Source organism: Dokdonia donghaensis DSW-1 (assembly GCF_001653755.1).
GTDB classification, from domain to species: domain Bacteria; phylum Bacteroidota; class Bacteroidia; order Flavobacteriales; family Flavobacteriaceae; genus Dokdonia; species Dokdonia donghaensis.
Genome location: NZ_CP015125.1, coordinates 362383 through 381292, shown reverse-complemented (window position 1 = coordinate 381292; position 18910 = coordinate 362383). Strand labels below are relative to the sequence as shown.

At 37.6% G+C, this 18910-nt stretch carries 17 protein-coding genes; 6 read left to right on the top strand and 11 right to left on the bottom strand.

From position 1 onward, the window contains the following. Nucleotides 1-31 precede the first annotated feature (31 nt). A complete protein-coding gene (locus tag I597_RS01585; RefSeq protein ID WP_035325796.1) occupies nt 32-934 on the bottom strand; it encodes an iron-sulfur cluster biogenesis protein NfuA in 903 nt (300 codons plus the stop codon). A 309-nt stretch (nt 935-1243) separates the two neighbouring features. On the opposite strand from I597_RS01585, the gene I597_RS01580 reads away from it, so the two are divergent. Then, complete coding sequence (locus I597_RS01580) at nt 1244-2245, top strand: PorP/SprF family type IX secretion system membrane protein (protein WP_035325795.1); 1002 nt, start codon at nt 1244-1246, stop codon at nt 2243-2245. Between the two features lie 91 nt (nt 2246-2336). Here the strand turns inward: I597_RS01580 and I597_RS01575 are convergent, their stop codons facing one another. Beyond that, complete coding sequence (locus I597_RS01575; protein WP_035325794.1) at nt 2337-3218, bottom strand: OmpA/MotB family protein; 882 nt, start codon at nt 3216-3218, stop codon at nt 2337-2339. Between the two features lie 130 nt (nt 3219-3348). Continuing rightward, nucleotides 3349-4521 carry a VWA domain-containing protein gene (locus I597_RS01570; protein ID WP_035325792.1) on the bottom strand — a complete coding sequence of 391 codons (1173 nt, stop codon included), beginning with the start codon at nt 4519-4521 and terminating at the stop codon, nt 3349-3351. A 252-nt stretch (nt 4522-4773) separates the two neighbouring features. Between I597_RS01570 and I597_RS01565 the strand changes: the two genes are divergently transcribed. Beyond that, nucleotides 4774-6972: a histidine kinase gene (locus I597_RS01565; protein WP_035325791.1), complete on the top strand. Its 2199-nt coding sequence runs from the start codon at nt 4774-4776 to the stop codon at nt 6970-6972. A gap of 2 nt (nt 6973-6974) precedes the next feature. Beyond that, a complete protein-coding gene (locus I597_RS01560; protein ID WP_035325789.1) occupies nt 6975-7709 on the top strand; it encodes a LytR/AlgR family response regulator transcription factor in 735 nt (244 codons plus the stop codon). A 6-nt stretch (nt 7710-7715) separates the two neighbouring features. Here I597_RS01560 and murI read toward each other — a convergent pair whose 3' ends face one another. The 8 genes from murI to I597_RS01520 form a co-directional block, all read right to left on the bottom strand. After that, entirely contained in the window at nt 7716-8522 is an 807-nt protein-coding gene (gene murI, locus I597_RS01555; RefSeq protein ID WP_035325788.1) for a glutamate racemase, read from the bottom strand. Between the two features lie 90 nt (nt 8523-8612). Then, on the bottom strand, nt 8613-9125 hold the full coding sequence (locus tag I597_RS01550; protein ID WP_035325786.1) for an OmpH/Skp family outer membrane protein: 513 nt from the start codon (nt 9123-9125) through the stop codon (nt 8613-8615). A 39-nt stretch (nt 9126-9164) separates the two neighbouring features. After that, nucleotides 9165-10169 (bottom strand): OmpH/Skp family outer membrane protein, encoded by a 1005-nt coding sequence (locus I597_RS01545; RefSeq protein WP_035325785.1) that lies wholly within the window; start codon nt 10167-10169, stop codon nt 9165-9167. Between the two features lie 37 nt (nt 10170-10206). Then, complete coding sequence (locus I597_RS01540) at nt 10207-12888, bottom strand: BamA/OMP85 family outer membrane protein (RefSeq protein ID WP_081964985.1); 2682 nt, start codon at nt 12886-12888, stop codon at nt 10207-10209. Beyond that, entirely contained in the window at nt 12821-13561 is a 741-nt protein-coding gene (locus tag I597_RS01535) for an isoprenyl transferase (protein ID WP_035325783.1), read from the bottom strand. Before I597_RS01535 ends, I597_RS01540 begins: the two co-directional genes overlap by 68 nt. A gap of 7 nt (nt 13562-13568) precedes the next feature. After that, a complete protein-coding gene (gene porG, locus I597_RS01530; RefSeq protein WP_035325782.1) occupies nt 13569-14243 on the bottom strand; it encodes a type IX secretion system protein PorG in 675 nt (224 codons plus the stop codon). Nucleotides 14244-14398: 155 nt separating this feature from the next. Further along, the gene (locus tag I597_RS01525) at nt 14399-15283 is read right to left on the bottom strand and encodes an NAD kinase (protein WP_035325781.1); all 885 of its coding nucleotides are present in this window, start codon (nt 15281-15283) and stop codon (nt 14399-14401) included. 6 nt (nt 15284-15289) lie between these two features. Beyond that, nucleotides 15290-15946 carry a CBS domain-containing protein gene (locus I597_RS01520; RefSeq protein ID WP_035325779.1) on the bottom strand — a complete coding sequence of 219 codons (657 nt, stop codon included), beginning with the start codon at nt 15944-15946 and terminating at the stop codon, nt 15290-15292. Nucleotides 15947-16024: 78 nt separating this feature from the next. Between I597_RS01520 and I597_RS01515 the strand changes: the two genes are divergently transcribed. From I597_RS01515 to I597_RS01505, 3 genes are all read left to right on the top strand, one after another. Continuing rightward, nucleotides 16025-16738: a pyridoxine 5'-phosphate synthase gene (locus I597_RS01515; RefSeq protein ID WP_035328825.1), complete on the top strand. Its 714-nt coding sequence runs from the start codon at nt 16025-16027 to the stop codon at nt 16736-16738. Further along, complete coding sequence (locus tag I597_RS01510) at nt 16739-17506, top strand: alpha/beta fold hydrolase (protein WP_035325778.1); 768 nt, start codon at nt 16739-16741, stop codon at nt 17504-17506. A 128-nt stretch (nt 17507-17634) separates the two neighbouring features. Further along, on the top strand, nt 17635-18906 hold the full coding sequence (locus I597_RS01505; RefSeq protein WP_035325776.1) for an OmpP1/FadL family transporter: 1272 nt from the start codon (nt 17635-17637) through the stop codon (nt 18904-18906). The last annotated feature ends 4 nt before the right edge of the window (nt 18907-18910 follow it).

The window sequence follows — 18910 nt, the reverse complement described above, 5'->3', positions numbered from 1 at the left end:
TGAGGCTTTTTTAATTTTGTGAAATTTAAATCTAGCCGTTAATAGCTTCTACCATATTAATCTTACCTGGTAGCATTTGCTTAAGCATATTTTCTATTCCGTTTTTAAGTGTAAACGTACTAGAAGGACAACCGCTACAAGCACCTTGTAAAATTACCGAGACGTTTTGAGTCTTCTCGTCATAGTGTTTAAAAACAATATTACCTCCATCACTAGCAACGGCAGGTTTTACATATTCTTCTATAATATTTACAATCTCCTTTGAAACGTCATCTAGAGTTTCAAATTTTTCTTCGGCGATGGCGTCTACTTGTTGAGGAGTTTTGAGCTGCTCTGCAGTTACGATTTCTTTTCCATCTTGAATGTAGTCACGTATAAACTCACGTGTCTCTGTTACAACCTCATCCCACTCTGCCATATCATACTTCTGGACTGAGATATAATTTTCATCAAAAAATACTTCTTTTACAAATGGAAAGTGAAAAAGCGCCTTGGCCATAGGTGCATTTGCAGTATCATCAATACTTTTAAACTCAAAAGAGGTTGTTACCAGCTTTTTATTTGCTACAAACTTAATAGTAGACGGGTTAGGAGTAGACTCTGCATATACTGTTACTGGTATTTTTTTGGCAGCAACGTCTTCTATAATTACAAGCCCGTTATTATTAAGATAATCTTCTACTTGGTTTGCAACTTCTTGCTGCACATCTATCCACTCTACGATATTATATTTTTCTATCGCGACAAAGTTTTGTGCGATGTAAACTGTTTTTACAAATGGTAAGTAAAACAGTTGCTGTGCAAGTGGAGAGTTTGAAGCCTCATCTATATTTTTAAATTCGTAGCTATTGTGATTAACAAGAAATTGATCTGCTTGAAATTTTTTTATTGCAGGATTTGATGTTCCTTCTACAGATATATTATATGTTGCCATAGGTGATCTTTTTTTGCAAAGGTAGGGAAGATGAGCCTTAAAATGTTATAGAATAGTATATGAATGAGTACTAGGCGTGATGTTATTAGTTTTAATACGACTAGTGTTATATTTTGGTAAATATGCTGCTGTAATAGTATCTCCCGATATGAGTTCACTTCATATTTAAGGATATGTATTGTAAAAAGTCATATATTTGAGAGCTACGGAAGTAAAATCTTTTGTAGGCCTTACTTAAAAAATAATAGACTGCAGTCGCAAGGGGCAATATCCAATGCGATTTACTGTTGTATAGAAAACGAAAAACCTATGAGTTTGAAGAAATCCTACTTTCTAATAGCCTTGTTTTTTGCGCAATATGCTATTGCACAAGAGGGAATACCTGTATACCTTGATTACTTACAAGATAACCTGTATTTATTACACCCATCTATGGCAGGAGCCTCTCAAACCACAAAGTTAAGAGGAACTGCTCGTGGCCAGTGGGCAGGAGTAGATGATGCACCAGCATTACAAACGGTTAGTATGAATGGTCGAGTAGGTGAGAAAATAGGTGTAGGAGGTATCCTTTTTAATGATAGAAATGGATACTTTTCTCAGCAAGGTGCTTATGCAACATTTGCTTATCACTTAATGCTAGGTCGTAGCTTTGCAGATCTTAACCAGCTTTCTTTTGGTATAAGCGCTGGTATAATACAGGGTAAACTAGACGAGACTAATTTTGACCTCACAGATTTTGATCCAGTAATTTCAGGAATAGAGCAAAGTGATTCTTACTTAAATGTAGATTTTGGAATGTCTTATAACTTCTTAGACTTCTCTGCACATTTTACAGTCAAGAATGCAATACCTGCAAAGCGTGATATTTTTAGTGAAAATTTTGAGCCAAACAACCAGCGTCGTTATATAGTCTCAATGGCATATGCGGTAACACCTAATTATACAGACTGGAGTTTTGAGCCATCTGTAATGTTTCAAGCAACAGAGCAAACGGGTGAAGCTACACTAGATGTAAATGCAAAAGCATACTATAAACTTGACTGGGGACGTCTCTGGGGAGGTTTATCATATAGAAGAAGTTTTGACGGAGCAGAGTTTACAACAAATGGTGAAACTGTAGATGTGCAAAAATTACAATACGTTACACCTTTTATAGGAGGAATGTATGATCGCTTTATTTTTGGTTACACATACTCATACCAGAGCAATTCTGTAGTGCTTACTAATGGTGGTTTCCACCAGATTACATTAGGTCTTAATTTAGGAGTAAATAAAGATCCTTATGACTGTAATTGCCCTGCAATAAATTAACTATCATCACGCTTTCGCGAAAGCGTAATCACAATAAAAAAAGCCTCATCAAGTTGATGAGGCTTTCTTGTTTTTAAGACTTTGTATAGGCTTACTCATTTGAAGCCATAAGTGCTAAAAACTTATCTAAGTTGGGTAAAATAAGAATACGTGTTCTTCTATTTCTGGACATATTCTCTTTGCTGTTGTTTTCTACAAGTGGTACATAACTGCTTCTTCCAGAGGCTATGAGCTTTGCTGGGTCTACGTTATGTTTATTTTGTAACTCGCGTACTATTGCCGTAGCTCGCTGTACACTTAAGTCCCAGTTGTCTTTAAGGTAAGAACCCTTTTTAATGGTGCGGCTATCTGTGTGTCCTTCTACCATTACCTCTACTGCAGGTTCAGAATTTACAACTGCTGCAATACGTCTTAAAAGATCATCTGCCTCTTTGCTTACTCTATAGCTTCCTGAGCGAAATAACATCTTATCTGAGATAGAGATTTGCACAACGGTATCATCTATATCGATATTAATATCTTTGCTTGCATTATCTCCATATACATCACGATCTAGGCTGCGTATAAGTTTATGCGATACAGCTAGATTCATAGAGTCTTCAAGTGTTTGTGCTTGTGCAAGCTCACTTGGGTCTACATTTGCAAGTGCAGCTCTAAGCTTCTTTTTTGTATTCTCAGACATCACAGTACCATTTGTAGTAATCTCAAATTTTGAATCATTTGAGGCTTGTAAATCTGTGTTAGTGTCTTTAAGAGCGTTAATTTTATTATTATAATCATCTACTCGTTGCTCTATAGCAGCATATTTTGCTTCTATCTCCTCTTTCTCCACTTTAGTTTTGGTAAGTGTAACCTTTGTAGTGTCATACTCAGATTGTAGTTGGGTATATTTTTTCTTTGAAACGCAAGAGGTTATCATTCCAGCAGTAAGTGCAATAAGTAAGGTGTTTTTTGATATTCTTGAAATACTCATAAATCTTTAGTTTAGTGTTTACTTTTATCTTATACGGCTAGAGTGATTTGTATAGACGTTAAGAGAATCATAAAAACAATAATTGCCTCTAGTTGTCGCTAGAGGCAATTAAAATATAGACGTATCAAACTTATTCTTCCCAGTGGTAATCTTTTACTTTACCCTGCTTTTTTATGGCTTCAATTAGGGCGTTGCGCAGCTCGTTATCTTTCTTATCTGTCTTTGTGGCTACATATGATTGACGCTTTTTATTAAGAGTGGCAATCTCCTCTTGTATTTTTGTACGTTCTTTCTTTTTTTGAGCGATATATGCTTTGATTTCCTCCTCGTCCTTTCCTTTTAATTCCTTAGGAAGTTCTGATACTTCAAGCTCTTCTACAATATGCTCATTATCATCTAGTGCATCTACAAGATCCCAGCTACTATTTTTATATAACCTTGAGCTCTTGCTTACGGCTCTTTTTACAGCATTTGCACTACCATAGGCTTCTGCATTACTATCTTGGCTACTTTGTAGTGCCATCTTGCTAGAGGCAAGATTTCCATACCCTACATAGGTTTTGTTAAGAGCAGCGTTTTTATGTAAAATCTCATCGTCATAAGGAGAAGGGATATGTACCGTTGTACGGTCGCTATTTATTGCAATGTAGTCACCTTTTGTAAGTGCAGCACCATCTTTCCAATGTGTTTTAACACCTTGATTATAATCACCACAAAAGATAGTGTTTATGGTTACATCTTTCCCGCAAGCATTGCTGGCAGCACTTTGATAAGCAATAGGTCCTTGGTCAAAGGGTTCATTGCCGGCTATAAATATTAAATTAAGGTCGTTTGCATTTTTACCCCAGTCTAGTTGGTTGAGCGAGGTTTGTATCACATTGCCACAATACTCGTTACCACCATTTGTTGTGAGTGAGAAAAGATTTTTAGAAATCTCATCTAGATCTGTGCTAAAGGCGCTCACCATTCTAATGTATCCCTCTCTTGCATTAAGGCGATCATTACCGTATTCATAAAGGGCAATTTTAAGATCTGGTTGTGAGTCATTACCACATTTTGCAAGTGCAAGCTCGTTTACAAGTTCCCAGAGTTGAGCCCTTGCCTGGTCTATAAGACCATCCATACTATTTGAGGTGTCCAGCAGTAAAGCGACTTTTATGGTATTTGCGTCAGGTTTTGGTGTAGAGATGTGTAGTGATGAGGTTTCCGCTTTCGCGAAAGCGTAATTCTCCACTTTAAGTTCTCCTGCTATACTGTTTGTGAGTGTTCCCAGGGTAGCAGCAAGTAGCAATAGCGTTTTCATAAGTTTGTTTTTTGAGATGAATAAAATGTTGAGAGTTATATCTAATGTCTCTTTTTGAATTAGTTACAAGTCAAAAGTAGCTATGACTTTGTCTAGAAATTATCGCTATTGAGTAAACCAGCACTACGGGTGAGGGAATGCACCAGTGATTTGAGTAAAGTGGTAAAAAATGGCTATAAAATGCCATTTATAAGCAAGTTGCGAGGCCTTGTGATTTTAGGATGCTAGATTTATAGTGTAAGTTTGATACCAATGAGAACTAGAATTTACATATTATGCATACTCTGTATTGCCTTGCTGTCACCAGCATTGCAAGCACAGCAAAAAAATAGAGCCGTAAGCCGTAGCACAAACGAGATCTTCATTTTAAGAGGTAGTGTGCTAGATACCGAAACTATGAAGCCTGTAAACAAGGTAAATGTAGAGGTTACTGGAGGTGCTTACACAAAGACTGGCCGCGATGGGGAGTTTCGTATAGAGGCAAAAGTAGGTGATGAGCTTGTGGTTAAAAGTGAAGATTTTGAAACCGTTTATTATACAGTAAAAGATAAGCAGCGCATTAGGGTAGAGGTAAGACCACTAGAAGAGGCAATAGCACTCGAGCAAATGCAAGATGTAGAAGAAGAGTTAGTAAGCTACAAAACATATCTCAACGAGGCTCAATCTGTATATAGGAGAGATGCCGCTGCTGGCGTAGATCAAGTTGCAAAAGCACTTGCCATAGAGGGCTTGTCATCACAAGAGCGAGCAGAGAGTTTTAAATTACTAGGGGATATTTATAGTTTCTGGAAACAGTATGATCTTGCCATTACAAACTACAAGCTTAGTATAAAGAATACACCCAGCACTGCGGTAGAGATTGCTCTTGCAAAGGCATATTATAATAACAAAAGTTATCAAGAGAGTATACGTCTCTACAAAAGGTTAGAAAGCAAAAAGCTCACACCCCAACAGCTTGTTACAGTAAAAGAAGGTCTGGGAGACGCCTATGTTGCTACTGGTGACTATGTGACCTCTATTACAAATTATGAAGCTGTAGAGCGTACGGTTTCAGAGCTTAATAAAGTCTCAGAAGCTGCACGCGTGCGCACAAAAATAGGTGATGCTTATGACCAGCAAGGAGCGCAACAAGAAGCAGCATCAAACTATAACAAAGCGGCGCAGTTATCTAGTCTTGAGAAAACAGAATCTTCTGTAAGAGCAAAAACAAACATTGCAGATTATTATAGTAGAAACAAATCTTATGACGCAGAGATCGAGCTACGTAAATCTGCTATAGAAGACTTGAGTGTGGTTGCACCAGACTCTATTTCTAATGATGATGTGATTACAACTCAAAAGCAAAATTATAAGATAGGATTTGCACTGGCTGCTCAAAATAAATACGACGAGTCTATAACATTTCTTAACAAAAGTATTGAAGAAGCAAAGCGCAAAGAAGACCTCACGGTAGAAACTAATGCGCGTAGAAGACTTTCTGAGATATATAGAGATAAAGGTGACATAGATAAGTTTAAAGAAGCTTATGAGGCTTATAAAGAGGTGGTAGATCTTAGTTACAATCGTAAGGAACAAGAGATCTCACAAGCTACAAGATTTGCAAAAGATATTACAGAACAACAAAACCGAATCATAAGCCTAGAAAAAGATAGACAACTCAATGAGAGTAGATATCAGCTAGCTTTTCAAGAGCAAGAGCTCGTAAAGGCACGTGATACTAGACAAAAGGTGATTATAGGGTCATTAATTCTAGTGACAGCCTTGCTTATGCTTACAGCTTTTGCAATGTACCGTAGTAGTAAAAAGCAGCAGTATGCAAATAATGTACTTGCTCTTAAAAGTCTACGCTCACAGATGAATCCACATTTTATTTTTAATGCCCTTAATTCTGTTAATAGCTTTATAGCTACTAATGATGAGCGCACTGCAAATAGATACTTGTCTGACTTCTCTATACTAATGCGTGCCGTTTTAGAAAATAGTGAGGAGGATTTTATACCACTCTCTTGCGAGATAGATCTCATAAAGCGTTATACAATGCTAGAACATTTTAGGTTCAAAAATAGATTTGACTACGAGATCGAAGTAGATGAAGAGCTCGATGTAGACGCCTTTATGATACCTCCTATGTTGCTTCAGCCTTACGTAGAAAACGCGGTATGGCACGGTATGAGGTACAAAGAAGAAAAAGGAAAACTACAAATAACCTTTGCTCAAAAAAATGAAGAAACTGCGGTAATAACCGTGTCTGATGATGGAGTGGGGCGCAAGCGAAGCAAGGAGTTAAAAACCGAAAATCAAAAGAAACAGAAATCTAAAGGAATGGGTAATATCAAAAAGCGTATTGCAATCCTTAACGAGATGTATGGCGATAGAATAAGTGTTGCGGTATCAGATATTTTTGAAAACGGAGAGGGAACACAAGTACAACTCTTTATTAAAAAAGCATAATTATGGAGCTTAAAACAATCATAGTAGAAGACGAAGACACAAGTAGAGAGATACTGCGCAACTACCTTACAAAATACTGTCCAAAGGTAACTATTGTTGGAGAGGCCGAAAATGTAGATGAAGCCCTTGTATTAATACGTAATCATAAACTAGATCTTGTCTTTTTAGATGTTGAGATGCCTAAGGGTAATGCCTTTGACCTGCTAGAGCAAGTGGGCGATCGTACATTTGATACAGTCTTTGTCACGGCATATAATCAGTATGCGATGGATGCGCTTAATACACACGCCTCATATTATTTACTTAAACCCGTTTCTATAGATGAGCTTATAAAAGCAGTAGACTATATAATCGAGATAAAGTCTAAAGAAAATGCACTAGAAAACAAGGTCCTTACCACACACAATATGGATAAGCAGGGTAAGATAACTATACCTGTACAAGATGGTTTTGAGGTGCTCCCGGCAAAAGATATCTTATACTGCCAGGCAGATGATAATTATACTCAGATTTTTATGAAATCTGGCGATAAGAAGCTAGTAAGTAAAACGCTCAAGTTTTTTGAAGTAGCCCTTACAGATTTTGGGTTTGCTCGAGTGCATAAGTCTTTTCTTGTAAATGTAAATGAGATCACTGGTTACAAAAAAGGAAAGGGCGGGAGCGTAGTTATGAGTACTGGTAAAGAGGTGCTTGTCTCGGCGAGTCAGAAGTCTAACCTGCTTGCTTATTTTCAATAAACGTTTCTAAAAATCCTTATGTGATATAGTAATGGTAGTGGTGTGTTTTACGCTTTCGCGAAAGCGTAATAAGACCTTTTTAAGCACCTTCACATCTCCATTGGTATACAGGTAGTGCTCACTTGACACATCCCCCGAAAGATTGTTTAATTCTTTTAAAACTGCCTCTGTTTGTCTAGCTACAGCTAGTCCAGAGTCTATAATTGCTACGTGAGGAGGCAGCATCTTTTTTAATAATGGGATGAGGTAGGGGTAATGGCTGCAACCTAGTACGAGGTAGTCTATGTTTTTTTCGACCATAGGCTGTATATAGGATTCTAATAGGTTGTATAGCTCAAGATTCTCGAGATCTCCTTGCTCTATAAGAGGTACAAGACCTTCTCCTATTACCTCAATAACATCTACGCCTTGTGTCCATCGCTCTGAGGTAGTTTGAAAAAGCGCGCTGTTAAGTGTGCCCTTTGTAGCGAGTATGCCTATTGCCTTACTTTGTGATTGTATAGCTGCAGGTTTGATAGCAGGTTCTATACCTATAAATGGAATTTTATAGTTTTCTCTAAGATAGTTTATGGCATTTGTAGTTGCGGTGTTGCAAGCTATTACAATAATTTTGGCGCCTAGGGCAATGAGTTTTTCTGTGTTTTTTACAGAGAGTGCAATGATATCCTCTTTAGACTTTGCGCCATATGGTGCGTTTATACTGTCTGCAAGGTAGATGGTGTCTTCGCCAGGTAGTCTAGTCACTATCTCTTTCCAGATGGAGATTCCCCCTATACCACTGTCAAAAATTCCTATAACATCCTTATTACTCATAGTTCTAAAATAAAAAAAACTGCCCTAGAAAGGGCAGTTTTTATATACTATTTGATATTGTACTCAGTGAGTGGTTATCAAGCTTTAGATTTATATGCCTAGAGCAGCTTTTGCATCTGCCATTAGATCGTAACCATCTGCCATAAGAACGCCTCCTGCTCCTGGAGTTGAGTCAAGTACAAACTCATAACCTTTTGCTCGTGCTACTTTCTGGATAGCAAGTCTAGCTTCTTCTAAGATAGGTTTGATAAGTTCTTGTTGTTTTACTTCAAGTTTTTGCATTGCAGACTGTTGGTACTTCACAATGTTAGTACGAGTTTCTTGTACCTCGTTCATACGTCTTTGGTTCTCTTCATCTGTTTGCGTTTCTGCCTCACGGTTGTAACGCTCAAGTGTTTTTTGAAGTTCATTACCCATTCCTGAGATGTCGGCATCGTATGACTTCTGTAGCTTGTCAAGCTCTGCCATAGCTGTCTTATATGAAGGCATAGCTTCTACAAGAGACTGCGAGTTAATGTGTGCAACTTTGCTTTGTGCTTGCATAGCGCTGCTCATTCCTACGATAAGTGCAATTGCTGCTAATACTTTTGTAAACTGTTTCATTGTAATCTAATTTGAGTTAAGTGTAAAATTTAATAAGGGTTAAATACCTCCTCCATCTTCGCCATCTGCTTGTGAAGGATTTGCTTTTCTTTTTCTAGCTTCTATAATAGAATCTCTTTTTGCTTTACGTACAGCAATTATAGAATCTTTTCTTCTTTTTCTTGCCTCTAGGGCTGCTTCTTTTGCAGAGAGTGCATCACCTGTTTTTTTATCTAAAGTTGGAGTTCCAGAATTTCTACTTGCTGCTTTTGCCTCACGCACAGCTGTAATAGAGTCTTTTTTACGTTTACGTTCTTCAAGAAGTTTCTTTCTTCTTTCTTCAAAAGCTGCTTGACGCTCTGCCTTTTGAGCATTACGTTCTTTATTACGTGCTTCTAGTGCTGCCTCGCGCTCAGATTTTTTTGCCTCTATAGCACGTTGTCTTTCTTGGGTAGCTTTGTCTTGCTCTACAGTTTTTGCTTCGTCTATATCAAAGTCTCTTTCTTCTTTCTTATTGTTTATCTGGTTGCGCTTTGCAGCACGAGTGATACTTCTTAATACTTGATCGCTTATGTTAAGGCGGTCTGCAGTATAAAGCATCATAAGATCTGAAGATTTATCAAAAACTAAGTCAAACTTTTTGGCTGCAGATATCTCTTGCACCGCATTAAAAACTTGATCTTGTACGGGTTCTACGAGTTGTCTTCTTTGTATAGCGAGATCTCCTCCAGGTCCAAAGCGTTTTTGTTGATATTCTAAGATTTGATCTCTCTCAAAAGCAATCTCTTCATCACGCTCTTCTATAAGTTCTTTCGTTAATAGTGCTCGTTCGTTATCTAGCTGTTTTTTCATTGCAGATACTTCTTCGAGTTTTGTTTCTATCTCTCCTTTCCATCGTGCAACTTTTTCATCAAGTTGTGAGGAAGCTTCTTGATATTCTGGTACATTCTCGAGAATGTATTCCATATCAATATAACCTATACGTACACCACTTGCTCGTTGACCTTGAGCGCTAAGGCTTATAAGGAAAGTTGCTATTAATAAGATAAAAACGTTTGTCTTCATAATTTCAGAGTTGCATTAGAAATAATCGTGCCAAAAATTAAAACTGCTGTCCGATAATGAAGTGAGTTTCCCATCCATTTGCTCCTGTTGTACCAGGAATTGGGTCAAATCCATATCCAAAATCCAGACCTAATAATCCAAAGGCCGGCATAAATATACGAATTCCTGCCCCAGCAGATCTACTCAATTGAAACGGGTTATAATCTCTAAAATTGTCATAAGATGATCCTGCTTCTGCAAAAGTTAATGCATAGATGCTCGCCTGAGGGCTAAATGTGATAGGGTAACGTAGTTCAAGACTAAATTTATTGTAAATGGTAGCACCATCATTAGCCTGTCCTGTGCTTTGTAAAATAGCGCCTCTATCTATAGGAGTTACAGACTGGTTAGGGTATCCTCTAAGTCTTACAATCTCTCTACCATCAAGAGAGAAACCTCCTAGACCATCACCTCCTAAGAAGAAACGTTCAAAAGGTGGTACACCTCTATCTTGATTATAAGCACCTAGCCATCCAAATTCTACTCCAGATTGTAGTACAAACTTACCTACAAGTGGTGTGTACCACTTACCAGTAAACTTTACTTTATAGTATTCTAGCCAGTTAAAACGTTCTTGATCTATCTCTCCTACAGTTTTACCTGTGCTGCTAAGACCATCTGCGATAGCCTCATCGCGCTCTATAGCTAGACCTTTATAATCAACACCATTCCAAGCAGAGTATGGTAAGGTTAATTTTGCTGTTAGACTTATGTCAGATCCACTTGTAGGGAAAATTAATCCTCCATAAAGCTCACGTCTACTTAGACCTATAGTATAGGCTAAGTTTTCTGAAGCTCCATCTCCAAAGGTAAACAGACCTGTGTTATAGTTTTGTAAATCAAAGTGCTGGAAACTTATAGCGTGTGACAAGCTAAAGTTTCTATCTGGCCATTTAAGACGCTTAGATAACCCTACAGAACCTCCCGTAATTAAGAATTTACTGTTTCTATCTACACGATCACTTGCGCTACCTGTTGTAATACCTGTAAAAAGGTATTGTATAGTGTGCGAGAATGATGTAGAAAATTGTACTGGTTGTTTCCCTCCAAACCAAGGATCTGTAAGAGAGGCGCTATACGTCTGGAAAAACTGACTTGCTTGTGCTCTCAAAGAAAACTTCTGGCCATCACCCATAGGTAATGGGTTGTAGGCATCTTTATTAAATATGTTCTGTATAGAGAAGTTGTTAAATGAGAGTCCTAGAGTTCCCACAAAACCTCCACCACCAAAACCTCCTTGAAGTTCTATCTGGCTTGCTCCTTGCTCTACAACGTTATACTCTAGATCGACTGTTCCACCTACTGGGTCAAAATTATTGAAGTTAGGAGTAAGCTGCTGTGCGTCAAAGAAACCTAATTGACCAAGCTCACGTATTGTACCTACTACTGCTTTCTTACTGTAACGCTGTCCAGGCTTGGTAAGTAGCTCTCTGTAAATAACTTTATCTTTAGTCTTGTCATTACCTTTTACAGTTACTTTATTAAAGTAAGCGAGTTTACCTTCGGTAATACGCACCTCAAAGTTTATGGTGTCATTTTCTACACTAGTCTCTACTGGATTTACATTTGAGAATAAGTAACCACTGTTTTGATAAAGGTTTGCGATGTTATCTGCATCGGGGTCTGTATCATCTTTTATACGTTCTTGAAGTAAAACACCGTTGTAGACATCACCTCTTTTAAGACCTAACTGTCTACTTAGTTGCTCGTCTGTATAAACTGAGTTTCCTATGAAGTCTATGTCACCTATATAATATCTACGACCTTCTTCAACATTTATTTCTACAGTTATCGTTTTGTCATTATTCTTAATGATAGAATCTGATACAATTCTAGCATCACGATATCCCTTTTCTTTGTACTTATTTATAATGGCTACTTTGTCGTCTTCATAGTCTGCCTTAATAAATTTTGACCTTTTCCAAAGACGCCAGATTTTTTTCTCCTTTGTGTTTTTCATTGACCCAAGGAGCTTTGCTTCTTGTAATTTTTCACGGCCATTAAAGTTGATATCTTTAATTTTTACACGTTCTCCTTTGTCAATATTTACAATCATATTGACTTTGTTTTTACCCAACGTGTCTGATGCAGGTACTGTATTTACAAATACTTTTGAGTTTAAAAATCCTTTTTTCTTATATGAGTTCTCAATATAGTTTGTAGTGGTGGTCTCAAGGTTTTCTGTGACTTTTGCTCCTTTGTTAAGGCCATTGTCTTTGATAAAGGTAGAACCTTTCTTTTGCTTAATACCTTTAAAGCGCACTTCATTAAGTTCTGGCACTTCTTTAATATCTAGCTGGAGATCTACTTTATCACCATCTATTGCCGTCACATAAAGATTAATATCAGAAAACAGCTCTAATGACCACAATTTCTTAATTACGTTAGAAACTTTTGTGCCGGGAAGAGATATACGTTCTCCTACTCTTAACCCTGTAAATACAATTACAGTATTCTCATTGTAAGTAGAAGTTCCAGTAACCTTTATATCTGCAATTTCATACTTGATATTTGGATCTAGCGGGGTGTCTCTTTGCGCATTTACTAAGGTGCTACATAATAGGGCTAAAATAAAAATCCATCTGCCTGTTGCTCTTGAAAAAGTAGCTGTACTATTTAATCTGTTCACTTGTCTTTCCAAATCTTCGTTCTCTTTTCTGATAATTGTAAATAGCGTCATGTAAATGTTCCTTTCTGAAATCTGGCCACAATACTTCTGTAAAGTAAAATTCAGCATAGGCAATTTGCCATAACAAGAAATTGCTCACTCGTTGCTCTCCACTTGTACGTATTAACAGATCTACATCTGGTATGTCATAGGTGTAAAGATGCTGATTTATACAAGATTCATCTATTTCAGCTGGCGAAATTAGGTTATTTTTAACTTTATCGCTTATTTCTCGTACTGTTTTTATAAGCTCTTCTCTACTGCCGTAACTCAGTGCTAGAGTGAGTTTAAGCCTTTTGTTGTCTTTTGTTTTTTCTATCACTTCATTGAGTTCTCGCTGGGCTTTCTTAGGTAAAGAGCTCGTTAAACCTATGGTGTTGAGCGCAACATCATTGTCTTGAAGTGTAGAAATTTCTTTTTTTAGAGAAGAGACGAGTAGATTCATAAGTGTATCTACCTCTGCTTTAGGTCTGTTCCAGTTTTCTGTAGAAAAAGCGTAGAGTGTAAGGTGGGGTATGCCCAGCTCTGCAGCAGCCTCAACAGCTTCTCTTACAGCTTTTGTACCTTTTTTATGACCAACGGCTCTAAGGAGTCCTTGTTTTTTTGCCCATCGTCCATTACCATCCATAATGATGGCAACGTGCTGGGGTAATTTATTTTTGTCAATGTGGGCGAGTGCGTCCATTATATATTTAAAATGCGCAGAAACAAGGTCTGCGGCCAAAGGTAAAGCTTACAGTTACACCTGTAAACACATACCAGTCATTATTATTTCTATTTCCAATACTTATCGTATTGTCATCTCCTACGGGTGCGCTTCCATCCAGATTATCTGTAAATGTATAACGAGCACCACCTTCTAATGCAATAACCATAGAGTTAAAAGCTACTTTGTAGCCTAACACGATAGGTATTGCAAAGTCCAGAGCATTTCCATCTTGAGTAACGCCACTTACTCTAGAAATGTTTTCGTGATTAAATGCGGTTATACCTGAGTATAAGTATGGTGCATTTGCATTACGATCTTTAAACATATCAAATTCCCAAAAGGTATACTCCAGTCCCAGTGAGACTTCTTGTAAACTGTTTGTAAATGATAATCCTCTACTTTGTCTTCTAGCTTCGTGGCTATCTACATCATTTCCTTCTAGCTCTGTAAACAGGGCTGTAAACCTGAAGGAATGTCTTGAACTTCGGTTCCATTTTAAAATCGCTCCAAAAGCTGGTTTATTCGGCGCAATATAATTAGTTGATCCAATGTCACTTACAACATTTGATCCACCAATAAAGGCTCCTATTTCATAGGTTTGCCCTTGCACTTCAAAATTCCAAAAAATGGCGATTAAAACAATCGTCAGGTACTTCATATAGCCGTAAAAGTTTGCAAATATAACAATTCTGTGATGGTACTAGCAATAAGAGGTTATTAAGATGATTGTGTGAGTGTTCGCTTTCGCGAAAGCGTCTTTAAACCCTATATAGTCAGTCCTAAAAGAAAACAGCCTTTGTGCATAATTATTGTCTAGTTCCTTTTATCTTCTCCCCAGAGTAGTTTATGTCTTAGTGTTTTTAAAAAGCTATCTCCTTCTAAACGGATGAGGCTTATCTCAAATGGTGCTTTTTGTAGCGTTATAATTGTTTCATTATCTACCGTGGCTATTCTCGAGTCAAGAGAGATAAGATGTTGATCTGCTCTTCCAGACACGCTTAGTTCGATTGTAGTATCGTCTGGTATAACTAGTGGTCTTGCATTGAGGTTGTGAGGTGCTATTGGTGTGATTATTATGCTTGATGTTTGTGGTGTGATAACCGGTCCTCCACAACTTAGTGAGTAGCCTGTTGAGCCTGTGGGTGTGGCAACGATAAGACCATCTGCCCAGTAGTTTGTAAGGTTCTCACCGTCTAATTTTGTCGTTACAGAGATCATAGAGGTGGTGTTTTTTCTACTTACTGTAATCTCGTTAAGTGCAAAGTTGAGTTCTCCTATGGGATCTTTTTTACTATTGGTAGTGACTTGTAGTAGGCTTCTTTTTGAGATGCTGTACTTGCCGGTAAGTATTTTTTCTATAGAGGCGGCAATGTCATTTTTCTTGATAGTAGCAAGAAAACCTAGTCGACCTGTGTTTATCCCTATTATAGGTATGTTAAGATCTCGTACATATGTAACAGTTTTTAGAATTGTACCGTCTCCACCTATGCTTACAAAAAGGTCGTAAGTGTTATCTAGCTCTCTAAAGGTAGAAAAGTGATTGTAGTCCTTCTCTATAGTGTCATTCTCGTGTATAAGTTTGAGAAAGTTTTTCTCTATAATAACTTCTATTTGCTTTTTGTCTAAAATATCTAGGAGCTGCTGGATGTATTGTCCTGCGGCCTCGTGGTAGAACTGACCGTATATACCTATTTTCATAGTTAGTTATATGTTTAAGTATTTCTCAAGGTATTGTGATCGCTCACGTAGGTCTGTAAGAAATGTATCTTCTTGATGACTTGAGACTATTATGTAGCTGTATCTTCTAAAAGCTGCTAGTATATCGTTAAAGTTTGACCTTCCTATTTTAAGAGAAATCTCTGCTACATCATTTTCTATTTTTGAGATAAACATACCCCATAGTTTGCCATCATTAGACTCTACAATCTGACTTATCTCACTAAAAGAGTAGTCTTGCACTCCTTTTTCAATTACAACTACGCTTCCAGGCTCACTTATAAATGGTGTGTTATTAAAGAAATTCATCACATCTTCAAGTTCATAATAACCAAGATAGGTGTTGTTTTCTCCAAGTACTGGCATAAGGTTGCAGCCATTTTGAGCAAAGGCTTCTAGCACGTCTAGCCAGTTAGTATCAAATCTTACAAAAAATTGCTCATACCCGTGGTTATAATCACTTATGGGGGTAGTTGCATCTAGGCAATGTGTATCATTCTCAGGGAGCGACCCTACATAAATCCCATCTCGCTCAATAGGCACGTGAGAGTATGTGGTTTGTGTAAAAATAGATTGTACCTCGCCTATATTCTCTTTTTCTGAGACAGGCTTTATGTCATTTATTATAAAATCTGTTAATGTCATAATGCAAAATAATGAAAAAATACCCGCCCAGCACTGGTCTCTTTGTATTTTTGTGATATCAAATAATATATGATTGCTATGACAAAATTAAGCGTAAATATTAACAAAGTAGCCACATTGCGTAATGCTAGAGGAGGGAATGTGCCAGATCTATTAAAGGTGGCAAGCGACCTTGAGAAAATGGGCGCTCAAGGAATAACCATACACCCTAGACCTGATGAGCGCCATATACGATATCAAGATGCTCGCGATCTAGTAGATGTGGTGACTACAGAGTTTAATATAGAAGGTAATCCTATTCAAAAATTTATAGATCTCGTACTAGAGACTAAACCTACACAAGTTACACTAGTGCCAGATGCAGTAGATGCAATTACGAGTAATGCGGGATGGGATACAATAAAACATAAGGACTTTTTAAAGGAGGTTATAGTCGAATTTCAAAATGCAGGTATACGCACCTCAATCTTTGTTGACCCTGTATTAGAAATGATAGAAGGGGCAAAAGAAACAGGTGCAGATAGAATAGAATTGTATACAGAAGCCTATGCAGATGGTTATACCGAAAACAAGGAGGAGGCTATAAAACCATATATCACGGCAGCTTTTCTAGCTAGTGATCTAGGTATAGGCATTAATGCAGGACACGACCTTTCACTAGATAATGTGGCATATTTTCATAACAGCATCCCAGATTTGCTGGAGGTTTCTATAGGCCACGCTCTTATGGCAGAGTCATTATATCTAGGTTTTGAGACCGTAGTAGCCTCTTATTTAGAAAAATTACAATAAATGATAGTACACTCAAATATTATAGGAGAGGGCAAGCCACTGGTGATTTTACACGGCTTTTTAGGTATGGGGGATAACTGGAAAACGCTGGCAAAACAATTTGCTATAGATGGTTACCAGGTGCATCTTGTAGACCAGCGCAATCACGGTCGAAGTTTTCATAGTGGCACATTTAGCTACGAGGTGTTGGTAGAAGATCTAAAACTATATTGTGAAGAAAATGAACTTGATAAGATACACTTGTTAGGTCACTCTATGGGAGGTAAAACAGCAATGCTCTTTGCGGTTACATATCCAGCTATGGTAGATAAACTCATCATTGCAGATATAGGAGTTAAAGAATATCCACAGCATCATCAGACTATTTTAGAGGGGCTCACGGCACTTTCAAATAATAGCGAAGCGATGTCTAGTAGGTCTGGAGCTGATGAATTTCTAGCAAATTATATATCAGACTTAGGGACGAGAATGTTTTTACTTAAAAATCTTTATTGGGTAGAAAAAGGTGTTTTAGGTTTACGTATGAACCTAGCGGCTCTTATTCAAAATATAGAAGAAATAGGAAAGCCCTTACCGCTGGGCGCAACTTATAGCGATGCTACTTTATTCCTTAGAGGAGATAAGTCTAATTACATCCTCGAGGAAGACAAAAATGGGATTTATAACGCTTTCGCGAAAGCGCAAATCAAGACAATTTCTAATGCTGGTCACTGGCTTCACGCAGAAAATCCTAAAGATTTTTATAAAGAAGTGATAAATTTTTTATAGTATTGTCAATCACAAAAAGCTATGTATGCATAGTAAATGTGTAAAAAATCAATGTTTCCTTTATAAATAGCTTATTTTTGAAGGTACATTTTTACGAATAACACAATTCCCATAACCTAAATTAAATTATGAAAAAAGTATTAAGTGTCATTGTTCTGCTACTTGTTTGTGCAGTGACGTACGCCGGAGGTTACCGAGTGAGTCTACAGGGACAACGAGGTTTAGCAATGGGTCACACAGGTGTGGCTTATGTAAACAGTGCTGAGATAGCATTCTTTAACCCAGGAGGCCTTGTGCACCTAGAAAGTAAACTAAGTATATCTGTAGGAGGCTTTGGAGTATTTTCTGATGTAAAGTATCAGAATACACAGTTTGGAACATCTTCACAAACAGATAGCCCTACGGGAACGCCTCTATATTTATATGCAGCTTACAAGCTTAGCGAGAAGTCTTCTGTGGCGCTAGCGGTTTATACTCCGTATGGTAGTACAGTAGAGTATCCAACAGATTGGTCTGGATCGCACTTAGTAAATAGTATAGAACTATCTGCTATTTTTATACAGCCTATATTTTCTACAAAATTAACTGAAAACGTAAGTTTTGGAGGAGGACCGATACTGGCTATAGGAGGTGTAAACTTTAATCGTAATTTATCAAGAAGCTTGGCAGATACAGACGGTAACCGTTCTAATGTAGAGATTGATGCTTCTGGGGTAAACGGATATGGTTTTTCTGTAGGTGCTTATGCCCAGTTTAGCGATAAGTGGTCTTTTGGTGTAAACTACAGGTCTAGAATAGATATTGAGGTTGAGCCAGGTGATGGTGTCGCTACTTTTTCTAATGTGCCTAACTCACCACTTGCACCTATTACAAATGGAGATTTTGATTTTACAGCTACGCTACCATTACCAGCAGAGTGGACAGTAGGTGTAACTTACAAGCCTACAGATAAGTGGGTTCTTAACGCAGATGTAAATTATGCAGAGTGGGATATATACAACTCTCTTGATCTTAATTTTTTAAATCCTGATGGATCTGTAGCACTAGAGTCTATTAACCCAAGAAATTACCAAAACGCTTGGACATTACGCCTAGGAGCAGAGTATGCCGTAAGCGATAAGTTTGCTTTAAGAGGTGGTGCTTATTTTGACGAGTCTCCGGTACAAGAAGGATTCTTCTCTCCAGAAACTCCACGTAATGATTCTTTTGGTTTTACAGGAGGATTCTCTTATAACGTAACACAGAAGCTCGCTATAGATGCTTCTTTCTTATACTTAGCCTTTAGAGAGGTAGATGCTTCTTATGATGCATATACAGAAAGTGGTGTTGAAGCTCCATTTGCGGGAACGTATAGATCAAGTGCATTTGCACCAGGTTTAGGATTAAGCTACAAATTATAAAATT

Coding starts and splice junctions, on each gene's coding strand:
- I597_RS01585 (WP_035325796.1), bottom strand. CDS start 934: ATGGCAACATATAATATATCTGTAGAAGGAACATCAAATCCTGCAATA.
- I597_RS01580 (WP_035325795.1), top strand. CDS start 1,244: ATGAGTTTGAAGAAATCCTACTTTCTAATAGCCTTGTTTTTTGCGCAA.
- I597_RS01575 (WP_035325794.1), bottom strand. CDS start 3,218: ATGAGTATTTCAAGAATATCAAAAAACACCTTACTTATTGCACTTACT.
- I597_RS01570 (WP_035325792.1), bottom strand. CDS start 4,521: ATGAAAACGCTATTGCTACTTGCTGCTACCCTGGGAACACTCACAAAC.
- I597_RS01565 (WP_035325791.1), top strand. CDS start 4,774: ATGAGAACTAGAATTTACATATTATGCATACTCTGTATTGCCTTGCTG.
- I597_RS01560 (WP_035325789.1), top strand. CDS start 6,975: ATGGAGCTTAAAACAATCATAGTAGAAGACGAAGACACAAGTAGAGAG.
- murI (WP_035325788.1), bottom strand. CDS start 8,522: ATGAGTAATAAGGATGTTATAGGAATTTTTGACAGTGGTATAGGGGGA.
- I597_RS01550 (WP_035325786.1), bottom strand. CDS start 9,125: ATGAAACAGTTTACAAAAGTATTAGCAGCAATTGCACTTATCGTAGGA.
- I597_RS01545 (WP_035325785.1), bottom strand. CDS start 10,169: ATGAAGACAAACGTTTTTATCTTATTAATAGCAACTTTCCTTATAAGC.
- I597_RS01540 (WP_081964985.1), bottom strand. CDS start 12,888: ATGACGCTATTTACAATTATCAGAAAAGAGAACGAAGATTTGGAAAGA.
- I597_RS01535 (WP_035325783.1), bottom strand. CDS start 13,561: ATGGACGCACTCGCCCACATTGACAAAAATAAATTACCCCAGCACGTT.
- porG (WP_035325782.1), bottom strand. CDS start 14,243: ATGAAGTACCTGACGATTGTTTTAATCGCCATTTTTTGGAATTTTGAA.
- I597_RS01525 (WP_035325781.1), bottom strand. CDS start 15,283: ATGAAAATAGGTATATACGGTCAGTTCTACCACGAGGCCGCAGGACAA.
- I597_RS01520 (WP_035325779.1), bottom strand. CDS start 15,946: ATGACATTAACAGATTTTATAATAAATGACATAAAGCCTGTCTCAGAA.
- I597_RS01515 (WP_035328825.1), top strand. CDS start 16,025: ATGACAAAATTAAGCGTAAATATTAACAAAGTAGCCACATTGCGTAAT.
- I597_RS01510 (WP_035325778.1), top strand. CDS start 16,739: ATGATAGTACACTCAAATATTATAGGAGAGGGCAAGCCACTGGTGATT.
- I597_RS01505 (WP_035325776.1), top strand. CDS start 17,635: ATGAAAAAAGTATTAAGTGTCATTGTTCTGCTACTTGTTTGTGCAGTG.